Raw genomic sequence first — 18,152 nt, forward strand, 5'->3', positions numbered from 1 at the left:
GCGTCCCGCGGCAGGTCAGCGGCGGGGGGTGCCGCCTGCGCCTTGTTCATTCATCCCGATCGTCATGTCGAGCGCCGGCAATGCCGGCATCCAGGCATCCACCGTGGCGGTGCAGGGGCTCTCGACCGGCGCGGCCCCTGCCCAGAGCCGGCCGCTCCTGTCAGGCCGCAGGGGCACGCTTCCTGGTCTTGCGGGCGAAGCGGCGACCGAGGTCATCAAGGCTGTCTTCCAGGGCACTGGTGGTGACATTGTGCAGCTTGGCGTACTGATAGGCCAACAACGCGGCGGCATAGGCCTCGCTGCCGGCGGCGAGGTAGGTATCGTCGATCTTCCCAAACAATGCCTCGATGCTGTGACGCAGCGGATAGAGGGCCTCGACGAGTTGCACGTCGGCGCGGAACTCGGCGAGGCTGAAGCTGGCCGGGAAGATCTCCGGCTGTTCCTCGGCGACCGTCAGCGCCTGGCTGACGAAGGAGCGCTTCTTTTCGCCGAACTTGGGGCTGTCGGCGCGCTCGTCAGGGTTCAGGTCGATCAGGAACGGTAGGGCCTCGGCCAGGGCCGCCAGGGCGGCCTTCGCCTGGTCGCGCTGTTCGTCGGTCAAGGTCGCATCAATCCGGTTCGAGGGCATGGGTCTTCTCCTGCATGCATCCACTGGTTAAACGTTTCGCCCACGGGGCAAAATCAGTATAGGAGTCTTGCGAGGGTGTCAGGCGACAGCTTGGCTGCGGACCGGGCCAGGTCGAGGGGTCGGTGCGACCATCAGGCCCCGGTTGGTGCGGTTTCAGGCTCAGGAAAAAAGGAACACCGCCGCACTGACCGCGCAGGTCCACCGCCCATGGGCGTCGCCTTCGGTGGCCGCGGTGATCGACAGACTCTCGATCACCAGGTTGCTGTGCTCGTAGATGCTGCGGCGCTCGTTCCAGGCGACCTCCGGGTCCAGTTCGAGCCCGAGCGTGCTGGCGAGCATACTGGCGGCGAGGTCTTCGGCATGGTCCCCGCTCTGTGCCGCCGTTTGGCCGAATCCGTGGTGTTCGGAGATGTATCCATAGCCATCGGGGTCCGCGGGTCGGGCGAGTCCGACGCTGGCATGGATGCGGCGGCCGGGCTCGTTGGTCTCGATCCGGGCCATCACACAGAAGGTGATGTCGCCGGGCTTGAGGGTCTCCACCCCGACCTCGCGTGGGATCGACAGGCAATGGGGCGGGACGATCGAAGAGACATAGACCAGGTTCTGCTGCTCGATGTCGGCATCGCGCAGCGCCAGCTCGAAGGCGGTCAGGGCGTGGCGGTGCACGCCGATGCCCCTGGTCAAGAACACGCGCGCGGGTGTCGGAAACACTCTCGATTCCTCTTGGCAATAAGGGACCTGTGCTATGTTCCGGGTGATCTTAGCGACCGGCGTTTACCGAATCATGACACCCACCTTTGCCATCCCGCCCACCTTTCTCGGCAGCACCCTGGACCCCGCGGCGGCGCGCATCTGCGTGGCGGGCGTGCCCTTGGACCTCGGCACCACGAACCGCGCCGGGGCCCGCGAGGGGCCGCCGGCGGTGCGTCGTGCCAGCCGTATGCTGGTCGACGGCGACAACCCGGCGAATTGGCGGGACCCGCGCACGCTGGGGCTCGCGGATGTCGGCGACTTCGCCATTGCCTTAGGCGACCTCCCCGGCTCCCTATCACTGATCGCCGAACAGGCGGCGGCCTACGCCCACCTGGTCACCATCGGCGGCGACCACAGTATCACCTTGGGGCTGCTGCGGGCGCTGGCGCGGCGGTGCGGGCCGGTCGGAATGGTCCACTTCGACGCGCATGTCGATACCTGGCCCGACAGCTTCGGTCAGCCGCTCGGCCACGGCTCGGTGTTCTACCGGGCGATCGTCGAGGGATTGGTCGATCCGCGGCGGATGATCCAGATCGGCATCCGTTCGCCCTGCGAGCGCGCCGTTTACGACTGGACCCTGGCCCAGGGCGTGCGCATCGTCACGGCCGAGGAGGTCCACGAGAGCGGACCGCGGGTCGTCGCCGAGCAGGTACACGCGGTCCTTAAGTCCGGCCCGGCCTATCTCTCCTTCGACATCGATGCCATCGATCCCGGCCAGGCGCCCGGCACCGGCACCCCCGAGGTCGGGGGGCTGTTCACCTGGCAGGTCATGGCGATCCTCAAACGGTTGGCGGGGATCGACTTCCGCGGCATGGACTTAGTCGAGGTCGCCCCCGCCTACGACCAGGCCGAGATCACCGCGTTGGCCGGGTCAGCGGTGATTTGGCAGTACCTCTGTCTGCAGCCGTTCTCTTAGACCTATCCAAACGGAGGTCGAGGCTTCAGCCGGATGCGGCGCCGCTGCCCGCTAAAGCGTCGGCCTCCGGTCGCGTCGCCCCGGCGGCCTTGGTCATGATCCCGGCCACCCGGCACCGGCGAGCGCATGCGCGCAGCCTTAGCCGAACGCTGGGAGCGCCGCATCCCAGTGCGGCGCGGCCTCGCGGGCGACCGCGACGCTGCGTGCTGTGGGTAGGCCGCGCCGCACTGGGGTGCGGCGCTCCCAGTGGGCCGAGCCTTCCCTCGTGACACCGCTCCAGAGATTGGGCAAGTATTCGCCGTCGGCCCGATCCGCGCGCGGGTCGTAGGCTGGGTAGAGCGCAGCGAAACCCAGCAATCAACGCCTTAGGCGCGCGCACACGATGGGTTTCGCTGCGCTCTACCCATCCTACGGGAATACTTGCCCAATCTCTCCAGCGGCGTCACGCCGGTCTTGGGCGCTCTGCGCCCCGAGGGCCAGCCGAATCGGGAAGTCATCAATGTCGACCCCGATGCGGTTACGTGACGCGCCCGTGAGCCCTTGCGGGCTGGGCGCCCGGCGTCGCGGCCAAGGTCCCGACGCCGACCGTTACCCTTCATGCAATCGACACACAATCGACACGTTAGCGGCCTAGCATCTGCTGCAATGCAACACTGCCCTAGTCCGCCGGTTTACCCTGCCCGTGAGCCGGCCCCAGCGAGGACCCAGCGTGGAATCCATGACCGCCGAATTCATCGAGAACCGGACCTTCGACGAGATCCAGATCGGACAGACCGCGGAGCTTGAGCGCACCCTGACCCGGGACGACGTGGCCCTGTTCAGCCAGGTGTCGGGGGACCTGAACCCGACCCACACGGACGAGGCCTATGCCCTGGGCAGCGGGGCCAAGGGGGTGGTCGGTCACAGTTTGTGGGCCACCAGCCTGGTCTCCAGTCTGTTGGGGAATGTGCTGCCCGGGCCCGGTACCGTCTATCTCAGCCAGGAGTCGAACTTCCACCGGCCGGTGGACCTGGGCGACACCCTCATCGCCCGCATCCGGGTGCGCGAGCGCCGCGCGGGCCGCGTCGTCCTGTTCGACTGCGAGGTCCGTAACCAGCGCCACGAGCCGGTCATGGACGGGGCGGCGCAGGTGGTGGCACCGGCCGAGCGCATCCGTCTGCGCCGCCTGGAGGCCCCGGAGGTCTCGGTGCGTCACCACGACAGCTTCGGCCTCCTGTTCGAGGCGGTCACGGCCCTGGAGCCGGTCCCGACGGCCGTGGTCCACCCGGTCGACCAGGTCTCGCTCGCCGGCGCGATCGAGGCGGCACAGGACGGCTTCATCCGGCCCATCCTGGTGGGGCCGCTGGGGCGCATCCGGGCGGTCGCCGACGAATTCGGGATCGACCTGGGCGCCACCGAGATCATCGATGTGGAGCACAGTCATGCCGCCGCCGAGCGCGCCGTGGCCCTGATCCGCGAGGGCCGCGCCGAGATCCTGATGAAGGGCAGCCTGCACACCGACGAGGTGCTCGCCGCCGTGCTGGACAAGGTCAAGGGCATCCGCACCGCCCGGCGCATCAGCCACGTCTTCGTCATGGACGTGCCGACCTATCCCAAGCTGCTGCTGGTCTCGGACGCGGCGGTCAACATCGCCCCGGACCTGGAGGCCAAGGCCGATATCTGCCAGAACGCCATCGACCTGGCCCATACCCTGGGGGTGGCGCGGCCCAAGGTCGCGATCCTCTCCGCGGTCGAGACCATCCGGCCCAAGATCCAATCCACGCTGGACGCCGCCGCCCTGTGCAAGATGGCCGAGCGCGGCCAGATCCAAGGGGGGGTGCTGGACGGGCCGCTCGCCATGGACAACGCGATCAACCCGGAGGCGGCGCGGATCAAGAAGATCGAGTCCGAGGTCGCCGGGGTGGCCGACGTGCTGATCGTGCCGGATTTGGAGTCCGGCAACATCCTCGCCAAGCAACTCATCTTCCTCGCCAACGCGGAGGCCGCCGGAGTGGTGCTGGGGGCACGGGTGCCGATCGTGCTGACCTCGCGCGCCGACAGTGTGCGCACGCGCCGCGCCAGCGCCGCCGTCGCCGTGCTCCATGCCCATGCGGTGCGCCAGGGGCTCATCCTGAAGGACCTGCCCAGGGACCTGGTCAAGGGCGCTTGAGGAGGCCGCCATGAACGAGCTGATCCTCACGCTGAATGCCGGGTCCTCGAGCATCAAGTTCGCGCTCTATGAGATTGTCGATGACGCGCCGACGGTGCGCGTCAAGGGCCAGGTGGAGGGCATCGGCACCGCCCCGCACTTCGTCGCCAAGGACACGCAAGGCCGGCTGCTGGCCGAAAGCTACTGGGAGCCCGGGCCGGCCGGGGCCGGCGGGGGTCAGGGCCACGCCCGCGCCTTCAAGCGGATCTGGGGCTGGCTGGCGGATGCGGCCGGGGGCGGGTCGATCCTGGCCGTGGGTCACCGGGTCGGCCACGGGGGCGAGACCTACGCCGAGCCGGTCCTGGTGGACGCCCAGGTGCTGGAGGTCCTGACCGGCCTGATCCCGCTGGTGCCTCTGCACCAGCCCAACAACCTGGCGGCCATCCGGGCGGTGGCGGCGGACCATCCCGACCTGCCCCAGGTCGCCTGCTTCGACACCGGCTTTCACCGCGGGCGGGCCAAGGTCACCGAGCAGCTCGGCCTGCCGCGGGCGCTGCTTGCGCGCGGGGTCAAGCGCTACGGCTTCCACGGACTCTCCTATGAATACATCGCCGGGCGCCTGCATGAATTGGCCCCGGAGGTGGCGCAGGGCCGCGTGGTGGTGGCCCACCTGGGCAGCGGGGCGAGCATGACGGCCATGGTCGGCGGGCGCAGTGTGGATACCACCATGAGCTTCTCGGCCCTGGACGGCCTGCCGATGGGCACCCGCTGCGGGGTCCTGGACGCCGGGGTGATCCTGTACCTGATGCGCGAGGATGGCCTGGGGGTCGCGGAACTGGAGGACCTGCTCTACAAGCGCTCCGGGCTGCTGGGCCTGTCCGGGGTCAGCAACGACCTGCGCGACCTGCACGCCAGCGAAGACCCGGCCGCCGCGGAGGCCATCGACTACTTCTGTTATCGGATCGGCCAGACCCTGGGCGCCCTGTGCGCCGCCGGCGGCGGGCTCGACGCCCTGGTCTTCACCGCCGGGGTGGGTGAGAACGATGCCGAGATCCGCGCCCGCGTCTGTCGCGACGCCGCCTGGCTCGGCATCCGGCTCGACGACGCCGCCAATCAACGACGCGGCCCGCGGATCAGCCCGGTCGGCGCCACCCCCTCGGTGTGGGTCATCCCCACCGACGAGGAGGCCATGATCGCGCGACACACCCTGCGCGTCGTGCGCGGACGCTGACATCCAACCTTTCAGCCAAACGGGGAGCCACCATGATCGATTCGGACTATTTCAACCTCGAGGGCAAGAGGGGCCTGGTGATCGGGGTCGCCAACATGGACTCGATCGCCTACGGCTGCGCGCGCGCCTTTCGTACCCTGGGTGCGGACCTGGCGATCACCTATCTCAACGAGAAGGCCCGTCCCTTCGTGGAGCCCGCCGCCCGGGCGGTCGGTGCCGAGCTCTTTCTGCCCTGCGATGTGATGGTGCCGGGGGAGTTGGAGGCCGTCTTCGCCGCCATCGGCGAGCGCTGGGGTCGGCTCGACTTCGTGCTGCATTCGATCGCCTTCGCCCCGCGGGCGGACCTGCAGGGTCGGCTGGTGGACTCCTCCGCCGAAGGGTTCGGCCTGGCGGTGAACATCTCGGTCCACTCCTTCCTGCGGGTGGCCCATCTCGCCGAGCCGCTGATGCCCCAAGGCGGTTCACTCTTTGCCATGACCTTCTACGGGGCGGACAAGGTGCTGTCCACCTACAACCTGATGGGCCCGGTCAAGGCCGCGCTGGAATCGGCGGTGCGCTACACCGCGGCCGAGTTGGGGCCCCAAGGTATCCGTGCCTATGCCATCTCCCCCGGTCCCATGCTGACCCGCGCCGCCACCGGGCTCAAGGACTTCGATGAATTGAGGGACGCCGCCGAGGAGCGCGCGCCGCTCGGGCGGCTGGCCGAGATCGACGACGTGGGGGCGGTCGTGGCCATGCTGGCGACCCGCACCGGCACCATGCTGACCGGCCAAATCATCTATGTGGACGGCGGTTACCACATCACTGGTTAGGATCTGTCGTCCTTGCCAATACCCCGAAGACCCGGAGAAACCCCATGTTCACCCCCAACGATCCTTCGCAACCGCCCAAGGTTGCGGATACCGGCGCCGGGCTCGGCCAGTCCATCAACGGGCACGCCGAGGACTACGATCGCTATGCCCGGGACCTGGCCGCCATCGCCCAGACCCACGGCGAGCGGGCGGCGCAGACGGCCAAGGGCAACGAGGAGCGCAACCAGGAGGCCTGGACCAGGGTCGTGCAGGCCCTGCTGACGCCCCAACTGGCCGAGCAGTGGGGCGACTATCTCACCGACGCGGCCCAGCGCGCCGTCCTCTTCACCGATGCCATGCGCCAGCGCGGCAACTATTTCAACGAGCACGAGGAGGGCTCCGACAAGACGGTCCTGAGCTGGGACCATGACCTGGTGATCGACGGGACCAAACTCGCGCGCCCGGTCAACTATTCGCTGGTGCGCATCCGCGCCCCCGCGGGTGTGCTGGTGCGCGAGAACGGCCGCCCCTATATCATCATCGACCCGCGCGCCGGCCACGGCTCCGGGATCGGCGGCTTCAAGCACGAGAGCGAGGTCGGCGTCGCCATCCATCAAGGCCACCCGGTCTATTTCGTCACCTTCACCCGGCTCCCCCAGCCGGACCAGACCATCGCCGACGTGACCGCCGCGGAGGCCGATTTCGTGCGCGAGGTGCGCCGCCGTCACCCGGACGCGCCGCGGCCGATCGTCATCGGCAACTGCCAGGGCGGCTGGGCCGCCATGCTGCTGGCCGCCACCAACCCGGACATCACCGGTCCCATCGTCGCCAACGGGGCGCCCCTGTCGTATTGGGCCGGTCAGAAGGGCAAGAACCCGATGCGCTATATGGGCGGCCTGGTGGGCGGTGCCATGTCCATCAAGCTCATGAGCGACCTGGGCAACGGGCTCTTCGACGGCTCCAACCTGGTATCCAACTTCGAGCGCCTGAGCCCCGGCAACACCTGGTGGAGCAAGTATTACGACCTGTGGCGCGACGTGGATACGGAGGTCGAGCGTTTCGTCGGCTTCGAGCGCTGGTGGAGCAGCTTCTATTACATGACCGAGCAGGAGATCCGCTGGATCGTCGAGAACCTGTTCGTCGGTAACCGCCTGGCGCGCGGCTGTGCCAACCTCGATGCGCGCACCCATGTGGACCTGCGCAATATCAATTCGCCGATCATTGTCTTTGCCTCGCACGGGGACAACATCACCCCGCCCCAGCAGGCCCTGGGCTGGATTGCCGATCACTACCAGGATGTCGATGAGATCAAGGCGCGCGGTCAGCGTATCCTCTACACCCTGCACGAGAACGTCGGGCATCTGGGGATCTTCGTCTCATCCACCATCGCCAAGAAGGAGCACCAGGAGATCGTCTCCACCCTGAAGGCGATCGAGGCCCTGTCCCCCGGGCTCTACGAGATGGTCATCGCCGACGCCACCGGCGAGGGATTGGACCGGCGCTACCACGTCATCTTCCAGGAGCGCACCATCCCGGAGTTGATCGCCGGGTGCGGCGGGGACGACTCCGACCGCCCCTTCGCCGCCGTGGCCCGCTACTCGGAGCTGGTGACCCAGCTCTACGACCTGACCTTGAGTCCCGTGGTGCGGGCGATGAGCACCCAGACGAGCGCTGACCTGCTCGCCAAGACCAACCCGATGCGCGTGCAGCGCGCGGGCCTGAGCGACCGCAACCCGCTGATGAAGAACGTGGAAGCTCTGGCCGAGCAGGTGCGCGGGCAGCGCCGGGCGGCGCCCGCGGACAACCCCTTCCGCCAACTGGAGCAGTTCGGTGCCAACCTGGTGACCCAGGGGTGGGACCAGGTGCGGGACCTGCAGAACGCCATGATCGAGCTGAGCTTCCATCTGCTGTGGTCGCTGCCCCCGGTGGCGGCCCTGGGCGAGCCCCTGTCCCAACGGATCAGCGAGGCGCCGCAGGAGGACCTGCGCACCCTGGTGCAGGTTCAGGATGCACTGGACCGGATCGAGCAGGGCGGATTCGCCGAGGGCGTGATCCGCATGCTGATCCTCATGGCCCACTCGCGCCGGGAGGTACGCCGCTCGCGGTTGGAGCGCTCCAACCAGATGCTGATGACCACCGAACCCTTCGCGAGCATGAAGCCGAAGGCGCGGACCCGGCTGATCCATCGCGAGTCACTGATCGTCGGCTTCGAACCGGAGGCGGCGATCGCCGCCCTGCCCAAACTGCTCCCGGGCGAGGAGGACCGGCGCCGCGCGCTCGCCCTGTGCTGGGAAATCGCCGGCCCGCGCGAGGAGATGAGCCCCGAGACCCTGGTGTTGATGGGGCGCCTCGCCGCGGTACTGGGCCGATCGGCGGCGCTCGGGCATCTCGAACCGCCCGCCCGGCCCGCGTCGCCTGAGCAAACCGATCAGGCGGATCAGGCCGATCAGGCCGATCAGTCCGCGAAGACCAACAAGGTCCGCAAGGTCGCATAGCCCGCAGGAGCGGCCCGAAGAGCCCCGTCGGCGTAACCGCAACAGTCGCGCAGCGACGCGGTGGGAGCGGCTTCAGCCGCGACGGGGCCTCGCTGGTCACCGCGGCCCCGCATCACGGCCAGAGGCCGCTCCCACGCACGACTTTCATCTCCTACCCACTGAAAAAGCGAGTTACAAAGTGAAAGTTCACTACGACGATGAAGTAGATGCTTTGTATTTTGGTCTTAGTGACCAGGAGCCGGACGGAGTAATCGAAATGGCTGAAGGAGTCAATCTCGATACGACTGAAGACGGAAAAATCACTGGAATAGAGATACTCAAGGCATCGACGAGGTTTAACATCGATACGATATTGTCTTACACTCTTGAATTAGACAAGAGCATATTGAAAACAAAGGCGGCCTGACAAGCCGCCTCGATAATTGAGTATTTTGGCGGTTCCAATTGAAACCCCTACGGCTCAGGCCGTATCGGTAACCGACGACACACTCACTATTCCGTTCTAAGGTTCTACGAGAAATGCCGGATGATACACCACCTCGCCGGTGGGCATCTCACCGGCCATCAATAGGCAGACCACGTTTTCGTCAGGTACGCCATGCCAGGCCACGCCCGGATACTGCCTGAATCCGAAACGGCCATAGAAGGCCGGATCGCCGACCAGAACACACCCGTGGGCGCCCCGCGAGCGCAGTACCGCGAGACCGGCTTCGACCAGTGCGCGTCCAATCCCCGCGCCTTGGCGGGCTGGCTGGACTGCTACCGGCCCGAGCAGAAACCAGCCCGGCGACGAGTCGCCGATCGCCGCGGCTGAGAATGCGATATGGCCCACGACCTCGCCGTCACACTCGGCGACCAGCGACAACGCCAGGGCCTCGGCCGCCCGTAATGCCTCCACAATCAGATGTTCTGTCTGCCGACTGTAGGGGTGATCCTGGAAGGCGACGATGTTGATCTCGCGGATGGCATCGACATCGCGATTGGTCTCTGGGCGTACTATCACGTAAATCTCCGCTGAGGGCGACAAACGACAAGGCTGAAGTTGGCGCGCCTCGCACGCTGCCCGCGTCCTGCGACGGCAGTGAAGGCGCGCCGCGCATTGTAGCAAATGGATCGGCCAGGTTCAGTGCCGGAGCGGAAACCTCGGACTGTCCGTGGTGCCCCCTCTGCTTCCACCCTTCCAGAGAAGCCATGGCATCGCGGCGAAAACGCCGAGCAGCGCATAATAGACAGTGCCGGACACCGGATCATGTTTAGTAAAAACCTCGACCGGTGACAAGCCACGGAGGGTAATGCCCATAGTGACTTCCGCCGCGAGCAGCAGCGCGAGCGCAATCATTCCGACCGCCACCCGACTCGATTCTCCACTTGCCGTACCAACGCGACGGCTGATCCAACCCGCTGCGAGCACAATGGCAACGAGCATGAAAAGCGCCTCTACGAGTTCGGCAGTTCTGACCCCGAGTAGCGGGACAACCCAAAGAGTCCGGATAATGCCCAGCACAAATCCCGTGCCGAACACCAGCGCAAAGTACACTGCTCCTGCTTTCAACACATGCATGATGCTCGATGACCTGTCAGTAGCCATGTTGACCGACACCAGGGACAGACCGATTCATCCGCTGTTTCTCAGTCAAGCCCCTGATCTTCTTCTGCGGCCAGTGCAGTGGCCTTGATCATAACTCCGGCCACGCGCCCTTGCGGCAACCCGTCGCGGCCTGGGGGCCGCTCCGACGCCGTAGGAGCGGCCCCCAGGCCGCGACGGATGTCCCCACGAGGTGGCCGGAGTTATGATCGAGGCCCCGCGGTCTGGGGATGTCACGCCCTTTCAGGGCTGGGCTCCTTTACAACAGGCCATCCAGGGCGTTGCCCTGGGCTGGTATGTCGCGCCCCTTCGGGGCTTGAGGGTCGCGGCGACGGGAGGCGCCCCCGTGCGGGATCAAGGCGTCCGGGCGGGAGGATTGACCCCAAACGGGGTCACATATACCAGCCCTGGGCAAGGCCCTGGGTTGTCCGCAGAGATGATCTTAGCCCTGAAAGGGCGTGACAGATCGCGGCCTTGAGCATCGTTCCGGCCGCCCCGGGCCGGAGTCCAAGGCTTCAGCCTTGGATGTACCAGACCAAGGCTGAAGCCCTGGACTCCAGAAGATGGCCGCTGGCCGGAACGATGATCGAGACCCGATCCGTACTTGAGGCCAACCGTGGCGCCTTAAAGCCGGGATCACCAGCCGCGGCGACGGGGCATCCTTACGGGGTCACGCTTGCCCCTTCCCGCCGCGCCGCCGCAGGCCGCCGCGAACGCCGCGCCCCAGGCCCAGCAGGCCGGCACCGATCAGCCACAGGGTCGGGGCCGCGGGGACCAGTTGCTCCTGGTAGCCCGGCAGGTCGCTGAACGGGATGCCCACGACATAGAACTGGTTGGGTCCGGCCTCGGTCGGCAGAAAATCATTGTCGTTGGCGATGAACAGGGTGTGATAGTCGGTGGCGTCGAACACCAGATCGGGGCCAAAGGCCAGGCCCTCGATCTTGGCCGGGATGTCGGTGCTCGCGATCCCGGCGGCATTGAGCAGTGTCACCAGGTCCACCACCGGCAGGGCGCTCTTGGCGACGGCGGTCTTGCCCACCATCGTGAGGTTGGACAATACCGGCTCATTCATCACGTCCGTGGCCCCGGTGATATCGATCTTGAAGACCTGCTTGATGACCGCCGCGCTCCCGTCGCCGAGACCCTTGCCGTCACGCTCATCGACCAGGAATTCGTGATCGTTGACGGCCACCAGATCGCTCACCCCGGACCCGGTAGTCAACTGATACGCATACTCATGGGTCGCCTGCCCGCTCGCAATGTCGAAGGTCACGATCCGCAGGTACTTGTTCTTGTCCTGAAGCGCCGCCGCCTGGACGATACCGACCAGTGTCTTGCCGTCGGGCGTGATGGCCAGGCCCTCCATCCCCTTGTTTGCGACCCGCCCACTGCTATTGTTGGGGTCGTCCTCGGCGGCCGTGGTCGGGCCGAGAGTGGTGACGGCCAGGTTGCCCGGGACCGCGAAGGTGCGGATGCGCTCGCCGGTGGCGCGGTCGAATTGGTAGACGTAGGGCCCGTATTCATCCGAGACGAAGAGGCTGCGGCCATCGCGCGACACGCGCACCGCCTCGGGATCGAAGCGGGCATTGGCGGCGTTGGTGGACCCGGTGCCAACGAAGTTGTCCGAGCGCCCGGTGAAATAGTTGACACCCGGCGAGTTCTGCGACGGCACGCCGCTGCCCAGCGTGTAGCCCGAGCCGGTCCCCAGGGAGCCGTCCCCGTAGTTCAGCGCGGTCGCGCTCCACATCAGCGTGGTCGCATTCAAGGTCGGGTTCAGCAGATAGGGTTGATTGGAACCCGCCACGTAGTTCGGGTTCGTCGCCAGGCCCATGCCGATGGTCTGAAACCGGTCGATATAGGAGCTGGTATTATCGACCAGGGGGTTATAGACGGTGGCGTTGGGGCCGCGGTCCGGGGTGGCGATGAAGGTGTTGCCGCCCGCATAGGCGAGGCCGGACCCGATACCGCCCAGCAGGTCCCCGCGTACCCCGTTCTCCATCGGTGCGGTCAATCCGGACAGGTCCGCATCCGGCCCGGCGGCACTCTGCGTGAGTGTGCCGATGGCGAGCAATACCGGCGAGGCGTGCGTCATGGGCGCGATCAAGGCCGACGCCATCAGGGTCGGCAAGAGTAGGGTCTTGTTCATGGGGGGGCTCAGTTCAAGTCGGGGATTTCACCGGTCGCGAGATAGACCACGCGCTCGGCGATATTGGTCGCGCGGTCGGCGACGCGCTCGTAATAGTGGGCGATCCAGGACAGGGCCAGGGCCGGCGCGGCCACGGCCGGGTTGTCCCGGATCAGGTCGACGACGGCGTCGATGGCCGCACGCTGGAGGGCGTCTACCTGATCGTCCCGGGCCGCCACGGCCCGCGCCAGGGCCTCGTCACCGCCCTCGCGCGTGAAGGCGCGCAGCGCGTCCCGGAACATGCCCAAGGCGGCATCGCCCATCTGGGCGATGCCGGCCGTCAGGTTCCCCGGCAGTTGATCCCACTCCTCACGCAGCAGGATGCGGGCCACATCGGCCGCGTAATCGCCGATGCGCTCCAGTTCCGCCACCAGTTCCAGCGAGGCGGCGATCCTGCGCAGGTCCGACCCGGCGGGTTGGTACGCGGCCAGCGCCAGCAGGGCCTCCTGCTCCAGGATGCGGCGGGCGAGGTTGATGGAGGCATCGCCATCGACCACCTCGCGGGCCAGGGCCAGGTCCTGGGTGCGCAGGGCCTCCAGCGACTTCGCCAAGGCCGTCGCGACCTCCTCCCCGAGGGCAAGCAGCCCCTGTGTCAGCGCCTCGCGTTTCTTCTCGACCAACAGGGGGGATTGGATCATGGTGCGCACCTCTGGGGTAAGCGCCGTCCACCTGCGGCCGACGCTTCGCTATACCGTGAACGTCGCGCAGCGGCGCGGTGGGAGCGGCTTCAGCCGCGACGGGCCGCGTGGGGAACGCGCGGCGGCGTTCGGCGCCGCGCCGCAGCGCGGCCGAGGCCACTCCCACCGGGCATTATCAGGTTCCGGGGTGGCCGACGACCCTTCCGGGCCCTTAGCTTATCGGCATCGTCTTACGGTTTGGTTACCGTAGGCACACCCCTACAGGTTACCGTGAAAGGCGCGCGGCGACGCTGTGGGAGCGGCTTCAGCCGCGACGGGGTGTCGCAGCTGACCGCGGCCTCAGATCGCCGCTGCAAGCCGCTCCCACAAGAGGACTGTCATCGTCCGGGGTGGCTGATGTCCCTGCCATGGCCGTTAGCCCGCAGAGGTCAGTTCGCGGATTGTTGCATGACACGAATGCGGAACTGATCCCATCCCTGCGCACCGAGGTTAGCGCTGGCCGGATATCCGACGCTCCAGCAAATCCTTGAGCCGGACAAGTTCCTATGAATTCCTCTCCGCCGGACCGGAGGCCTTTCGCGTGCTCACGGCGGGGCTGACGCTGGTCGGCGAATACTCCTTCGGGTCGTTGACCTTCAAGGCACTGGAGCGCCGGGCCGACGGGGTCTTTGAGCCGGTAGGGCACGACGGCCCCGTCTACCTGGTCGAGTTTCAGGCCCAGCCGGTTGCGCACGCCTGGTACAACCTGCTGACCAAAATGGGACTCTATGGCGAGACCCACCCATTGGCCGACGTGCGTGCGATTCTGATTTTTCTCGACGAGCGCGATGACCCGGGCCTGCCGCGCGGTATCGGCAACGCCGATCACCCGTTCAAGGCCGTCTATCTCGACCGCTTCCTGCCGGACTGGCTGGAACGTGAGCCGGACAACCCTTTTGTCGCCGTTTTCGCACCCCTGGTGCTCAAGCGCGACGAGGACCTGTGGGCGCTGCCCCGCGCCTGTGGCGGACCATTCAGGACGCCCCGCTGCCGGAGCCCATCCGCAATAGCCTGTCTCAGGTCTTGGCATTTTGGCTCTTCGAGCGTTTTCGTACCAACACCGCGGAGGAGATTTGGACCATGCTGCAACACCTGACACCCTTGGAGGAAACGCAAGCCTACCAGTCGATCTTTGTCAAAGGGGAGGCCAAGGGCAAGATCGAAGGTAAGGCCGAAGGCATCAAGCGCCTGCTCGCCCGCCGCTTCGGACCACTGCCGCGCTGGGCCGAGCAACGCATCGCGGCGGCCTCCGTCGCACAGTTGGACGCCTGGATCGACGGCCTGCTCGATGCCGAGAGCTTAGCGGCCCTGATCGCTCCCAAGGGCGGTGCTGAACCCACCGGGCCAAACTGAGAGACCCCGCCCACTGCGCTGACGCAGAGATCGCCGGTCCGCACAGCGGACCCTACGACGATCGAGCCGACCCAAATCAGCTTGGTCGATGCGGCGCGGTTGCCGATGTCGGCCAGCCTCAGGGCGTCTTCGGCGCCGGCCAGATGCCGATGATGTCGTAGGTCGTGTCGCGCCGGGCGGGGTTGCGGATCAGGCTTTGTCGGTAGTTCACCCGCACGCGCAGGCCGCTCTTGAGAAACTCGAGGGCGCACGCGGCGATCTGGTCTTCGAGGATCGACATGGCCTGGAACTGATTGCCGGCGTTGCCGAGTTGCACGATCACCTCGTCGCTCTTGAGTACGTTGCCGCGGTGGCTGACCTTGGTGATGTAGCCGATGCGTTCGCCGTCCGAGCGGGTGGCGCCGGCGGACCCCGCGGCCCCGCAGCCGCGCGGGGCGGCCTCCGGGTTGACCCGTTTGACCTCGACCACCCGATAATCGGTATCGCCGTTGATGCGGGTCACTTGGAACCAGAGCTGGCGATAATGGATGGCGACGGTGCGGCCGGTGAACGCCTGGATCTTGGGCAGGTCGGAGCGCGGGGCGGAGAAGGCCCAGGGGTTGGTGAACAGCACCTGGTCGCCGTCGCTGACGGAAGCGGCGCTGCTGTCGTTGCCCATCAGCAACTCGCCTTCGACCGATTTGAACAGCGGATTGCCGCGCACGCTGACCTTGGACAGGGTGCCCATGCGCCAGCCCTCGGAATAGGTGTTGAAGGACAGGTAGTCGGACCAGCTCATGGCGACGGCGAGCAGGTAGAAAAGCCCTGCCAGTGCCAGCAGGAGCAGCGGTAGCGACCACCGCCAGCCGAGTTTCGAGAAGATGCGGAACATGGATGCGTGCTCCCGAATGGGTACGGATGCAGGGCGAGTCCGTTGGCCTCAACGCGGGCTGTCGATCAGCTCGATCTTGAGACGCTTGCCGACGATGGCCGCTGCCCGGTTCAGTGTGTCGAGTTGTACCTTGTCGTTGTCGGGGTCAAGCAGGCGGTCCAGTTGCGAGCGGCTGGTCTGCATCCGCTTGGCCATTTTCACCTTATTGAGATGCTGACTTTCCATTGCCTGCTGGAGTTGCCACGCTAAGACCCGCTTGGCCGCGACCTGGTGCGCGTCTTCAAGGCGGCTTTCCTCCTTGAGGAAGTCTTCGAGGCTGGAACCGATGTTTTTTTCATCAATCATCTTTTTCACCTTTCATACGTTTGGCAGCGACGTTCAGTTCATGGTCCGGGGTCTTCTGCGTCTTCTTGATGAAGGCATGGAGCAAGACCATCCGTCCTCCCACCATGCAAAACAGGACGCGGGCGATCCGCCCCGACGACAAGTTGCTGCGCACTTCCCAGAGGCCCTTGTGAGAGCGGATGGCCCGGCACAGCGGCATTCCGAGCGGCCAGCCATACTCCAGAGTTTGCAGATCATCCCCGACAATCTTGCGGTCCGCAGGATCGAGCGCCTTTAGCCACTCCCTGACGGGCTCCCTCCCAAGGTTCGTGCGGTAGAACGCGACCGTGACCCGTTTTTGATCGTCCATCATGGAATGTACCTCATGTAGTACAACGTATCATGAAAGGTACACTCCGAACAACAAAAAGGCTGAAGCCTTGGACTCCAGGCGTCAGTCGTCCAAGCCCTTCTGCTCGGCCATCCGCTGCGCGTCCTCGATCGCCTGCGCGGGCGGCAGGGGCCAGAGGCCGTCCGCGGCAACCGGGTTGGGGCCGAAGCCGGGCAGATCGTCGGCGGCCTCCAGGGCGCCGTCGCGCTGCACGAAGAAGAGGCCCTCCGGGCCGCCGGCGGCGCTGCGCACGATGATCCGGGCGGTTTCCAGCTCTTCGCCGTAGTCCGCCTCAAAGACGTAAATCTGACCGTCAATCACGGATTCGTAAGCCATGTCGTTCGGTTCTCGTTGAGTGGTGGGTGGGTGGAGGCCCAATGCCGTCAAGTTAAGCCCTTCTGGCTCCCACGCTCCCGCGTAGGGGCAAGTGCGGGCGCTGCGCGTCCAGTGCCAAGACCGGACGCGGAGCGCCCGCATGGCATTCCCACGCGGGAGCGTGGGAACGAGAAGCCCCGCCGTCGGCGCTTTACTTTAGGGCATTGGGTTGGGACCACGGGCGCGGGGCGCCGGGACTGTCTTGTCGGCACCCCGTCCCGCGTCCGGGGCGAGACTATACACCGCCACGGAGCGGTTTCTCCCGCGCGCGGACCGTCACACAACCGTCACGAAATATTCATCAAAGCACCCGTTCGGTCCGCGATACTGGCGCCCAACGGGTCTGTCGGCCCCCGGACGATCCACAGCTTGAGGAATAGTAATGCGCAAATCGCCCTTTCTGAAGACCGCGCTCGCCGCCGGCTTCGCCGCCCTGTTCGCCGTCTCCGCCCAGGCCAGCGCCGAGGTCAAGCTCAACGGCTCCGGCGCGAGCTTCCCCTTCCCGATTTATTCAAAGTGGTTCAAGGACTTCAGCGCCGCCACCAAGGGCGTGCGGATCGACTACCAGTCCAAGGGCAGCGGCGCCGGTATCCAGGACCTGATCAACGGGACCGTCGACTTCGCCGCCTCCGACGCCGCCATGAGTCCCGAGGAGCAGGCCAAGGTCAAGCAGGGCGTGGTGCTGCTGCCCATGACCGCCGGCGAGATCGTGCTGATCTATAACCTCAAAGGCGTGAAGGATCTGAAGCTGTCGCGCGAGGCCTATGCCGGCATCTTCAGCGGCAAGATCACCAAGTGGAACGACCCGCTGATCGCCGCCGCCAACCCGGGCGTCGCCCTGCCCGACAAACTCATCACCGTCGTGACCCGCTCCGACTCCTCCGGCACCTCCTACGTCTTCACCGGGCACCTGGCCGCCATCAGCGACAGCTTCAAGACCACCGTGGGCCACAGCAAGTCCCCCCAGTGGCCGAACACCGGCAAGTTCGTCGCCGCCCCCAAGAACGACGGGGTAACCGCGCAGGTCCAGCAGAACGAGGGCGCCATCGGTTATGTCGAGTACGGCTACGCCAAGCTGACCGGCTGGAAGCAGATCGCGGAACTGGAGAACCAGTCCGGTAAGTTCATCGCCGCCGGACCCGCGGGCGGTGCCGCGGCCCTGGCCGCCGCCGAATTTCCGCAGGGCACCCTGCCGGGGAGCGACGTGCCCGACCTGATCGCCTGGGTCTGGGACCCGGCCGGGGACCAGTCCTATCCCATCGCCACCTTCACCTGGATGCTGTTCTATAAGGACCAGGACGACGCCAAGGCCGATGCCCTGCGCCAGATGGTGAAGTACGGCGCCACCGAGGGCCAGAAGATCGCCGACTCCATGGGCTATATCCCGCTGCCCGCGAATGTGGTGGAGAAGGTCCTGTCCGCATCCGCCTTCATCAAGTAGTACGCGAC

Annotated in this window: 19 protein-coding genes; 9 read left to right on the forward strand and 10 right to left on the reverse strand. The window is 66.3% G+C overall.

Features of this window, described 5'->3' with window-relative positions:
* Positions 1 to 160 precede the first annotated feature (160 nt).
* Both THSYN_RS30990 and THSYN_RS30995 read right to left on the reverse strand, forming a co-directional pair.
* A complete protein-coding gene (locus tag THSYN_RS30990) occupies positions 161 to 628 on the reverse strand; it encodes a hypothetical protein (RefSeq protein WP_100922920.1) in 468 nt (155 codons plus the stop codon).
* Positions 629 to 787: 159 nt separating this feature from the next.
* Positions 788 to 1,339, reverse strand: coding sequence for a pyruvoyl-dependent arginine decarboxylase (locus THSYN_RS30995; protein WP_100922921.1), 552 nt, complete (start codon positions 1,337 to 1,339; stop codon positions 788 to 790).
* 73 nt (positions 1,340 to 1,412) lie between these two features.
* On the opposite strand from THSYN_RS30995, the gene speB reads away from it, so the two are divergent.
* The 6 genes from speB (at position 1,413) to THSYN_RS31025 (ending at position 9,348) form a co-directional block, all read left to right on the forward strand.
* Entirely contained in the window at positions 1,413 to 2,297 is an 885-nt protein-coding gene (gene speB, locus THSYN_RS31000) for an agmatinase (protein ID WP_100922971.1), read from the forward strand.
* 718 nt (positions 2,298 to 3,015) lie between these two features.
* Positions 3,016 to 4,446 (forward strand): bifunctional enoyl-CoA hydratase/phosphate acetyltransferase, encoded by a 1,431-nt coding sequence (locus THSYN_RS31005; protein ID WP_100922922.1) that lies wholly within the window; start codon positions 3,016 to 3,018, stop codon positions 4,444 to 4,446.
* A gap of 10 nt (positions 4,447 to 4,456) precedes the next feature.
* On the forward strand, positions 4,457 to 5,656 hold the full coding sequence (locus THSYN_RS31010) for an acetate/propionate family kinase (protein ID WP_100922923.1): 1,200 nt from the start codon (positions 4,457 to 4,459) through the stop codon (positions 5,654 to 5,656).
* A 32-nt stretch (positions 5,657 to 5,688) separates the two neighbouring features.
* Positions 5,689 to 6,468, forward strand: coding sequence for an enoyl-ACP reductase FabI (fabI, locus tag THSYN_RS31015; protein WP_100922924.1), 780 nt, complete (start codon positions 5,689 to 5,691; stop codon positions 6,466 to 6,468).
* Positions 6,469 to 6,512: 44 nt separating this feature from the next.
* Positions 6,513 to 8,942: an alpha/beta fold hydrolase gene (locus THSYN_RS31020; RefSeq protein ID WP_100922925.1), complete on the forward strand. Its 2,430-nt coding sequence runs from the start codon at positions 6,513 to 6,515 to the stop codon at positions 8,940 to 8,942.
* Between the two features lie 178 nt (positions 8,943 to 9,120).
* Entirely contained in the window at positions 9,121 to 9,348 is a 228-nt protein-coding gene (locus tag THSYN_RS31025; RefSeq protein WP_100922926.1) for a DUF2283 domain-containing protein, read from the forward strand.
* Between the two features lie 96 nt (positions 9,349 to 9,444).
* Here the strand turns inward: THSYN_RS31025 and THSYN_RS31030 are convergent, their stop codons facing one another.
* The 4 genes from THSYN_RS31030 to phoU all read right to left on the reverse strand — a co-directional run bounded on the left by THSYN_RS31030 (position 9,445) and on the right by phoU (position 13,350).
* Positions 9,445 to 9,945: a GNAT family N-acetyltransferase gene (locus tag THSYN_RS31030; RefSeq protein WP_100922927.1), complete on the reverse strand. Its 501-nt coding sequence runs from the start codon at positions 9,943 to 9,945 to the stop codon at positions 9,445 to 9,447.
* A 120-nt stretch (positions 9,946 to 10,065) separates the two neighbouring features.
* A complete protein-coding gene (locus THSYN_RS31035) occupies positions 10,066 to 10,530 on the reverse strand; it encodes a hypothetical protein (protein ID WP_216644826.1) in 465 nt (154 codons plus the stop codon).
* A gap of 667 nt (positions 10,531 to 11,197) precedes the next feature.
* Positions 11,198 to 12,673 (reverse strand): esterase-like activity of phytase family protein, encoded by a 1,476-nt coding sequence (locus tag THSYN_RS31040; protein ID WP_100922928.1) that lies wholly within the window; start codon positions 12,671 to 12,673, stop codon positions 11,198 to 11,200.
* An 8-nt stretch (positions 12,674 to 12,681) separates the two neighbouring features.
* Positions 12,682 to 13,350, reverse strand: a complete 669-nt coding sequence (gene phoU, locus THSYN_RS31045) for a phosphate signaling complex protein PhoU (protein ID WP_236849019.1) — start codon at positions 13,348 to 13,350, stop codon at positions 12,682 to 12,684.
* A 526-nt stretch (positions 13,351 to 13,876) separates the two neighbouring features.
* Between phoU and THSYN_RS31050 the strand changes: the two genes are divergently transcribed.
* Together THSYN_RS31050 and THSYN_RS37080 are read left to right on the forward strand one after the other, a co-directional pair.
* Positions 13,877 to 14,485, forward strand: a complete 609-nt coding sequence (locus THSYN_RS31050) for a DUF2887 domain-containing protein (protein WP_335582526.1) — start codon at positions 13,877 to 13,879, stop codon at positions 14,483 to 14,485.
* On the forward strand, positions 14,470 to 14,742 hold the full coding sequence (locus tag THSYN_RS37080) for a DUF4351 domain-containing protein (protein ID WP_335582527.1): 273 nt from the start codon (positions 14,470 to 14,472) through the stop codon (positions 14,740 to 14,742). The genes THSYN_RS31050 and THSYN_RS37080 overlap by 16 nt, the downstream gene beginning before the upstream one ends.
* A gap of 118 nt (positions 14,743 to 14,860) precedes the next feature.
* Here THSYN_RS37080 and THSYN_RS31055 read toward each other — a convergent pair whose 3' ends face one another.
* The 4 genes from THSYN_RS31055 to THSYN_RS31070 all read right to left on the reverse strand — a co-directional run bounded on the left by THSYN_RS31055 (position 14,861) and on the right by THSYN_RS31070 (position 16,664).
* The gene (locus THSYN_RS31055) at positions 14,861 to 15,613 is read right to left on the reverse strand and encodes a hypothetical protein (RefSeq protein WP_100922929.1); all 753 of its coding nucleotides are present in this window, start codon (positions 15,611 to 15,613) and stop codon (positions 14,861 to 14,863) included.
* A 48-nt stretch (positions 15,614 to 15,661) separates the two neighbouring features.
* Positions 15,662 to 15,958: an XRE family transcriptional regulator gene (locus tag THSYN_RS31060; RefSeq protein ID WP_100922930.1), complete on the reverse strand. Its 297-nt coding sequence runs from the start codon at positions 15,956 to 15,958 to the stop codon at positions 15,662 to 15,664.
* Complete coding sequence (locus THSYN_RS31065) at positions 15,951 to 16,310, reverse strand: type II toxin-antitoxin system RelE/ParE family toxin (RefSeq protein ID WP_100922931.1); 360 nt, start codon at positions 16,308 to 16,310, stop codon at positions 15,951 to 15,953. The genes THSYN_RS31060 and THSYN_RS31065 overlap by 8 nt, the downstream gene beginning before the upstream one ends.
* A gap of 81 nt (positions 16,311 to 16,391) precedes the next feature.
* On the reverse strand, positions 16,392 to 16,664 hold the full coding sequence (locus tag THSYN_RS31070) for a hypothetical protein (RefSeq protein WP_100922932.1): 273 nt from the start codon (positions 16,662 to 16,664) through the stop codon (positions 16,392 to 16,394).
* A gap of 421 nt (positions 16,665 to 17,085) precedes the next feature.
* Here THSYN_RS31070 and pstS point away from each other — a divergent pair, with 421 nt between their 5' ends.
* Positions 17,086 to 18,144 (forward strand): phosphate ABC transporter substrate-binding protein PstS, encoded by a 1,059-nt coding sequence (pstS, locus tag THSYN_RS31075; protein WP_100922933.1) that lies wholly within the window; start codon positions 17,086 to 17,088, stop codon positions 18,142 to 18,144.
* The last annotated feature ends 8 nt before the right edge of the window (positions 18,145 to 18,152 follow it).

Source organism: Candidatus Thiodictyon syntrophicum, assembly GCF_002813775.1.
Lineage (GTDB): Bacteria > Pseudomonadota > Gammaproteobacteria > Chromatiales > Chromatiaceae > Thiodictyon > Thiodictyon syntrophicum.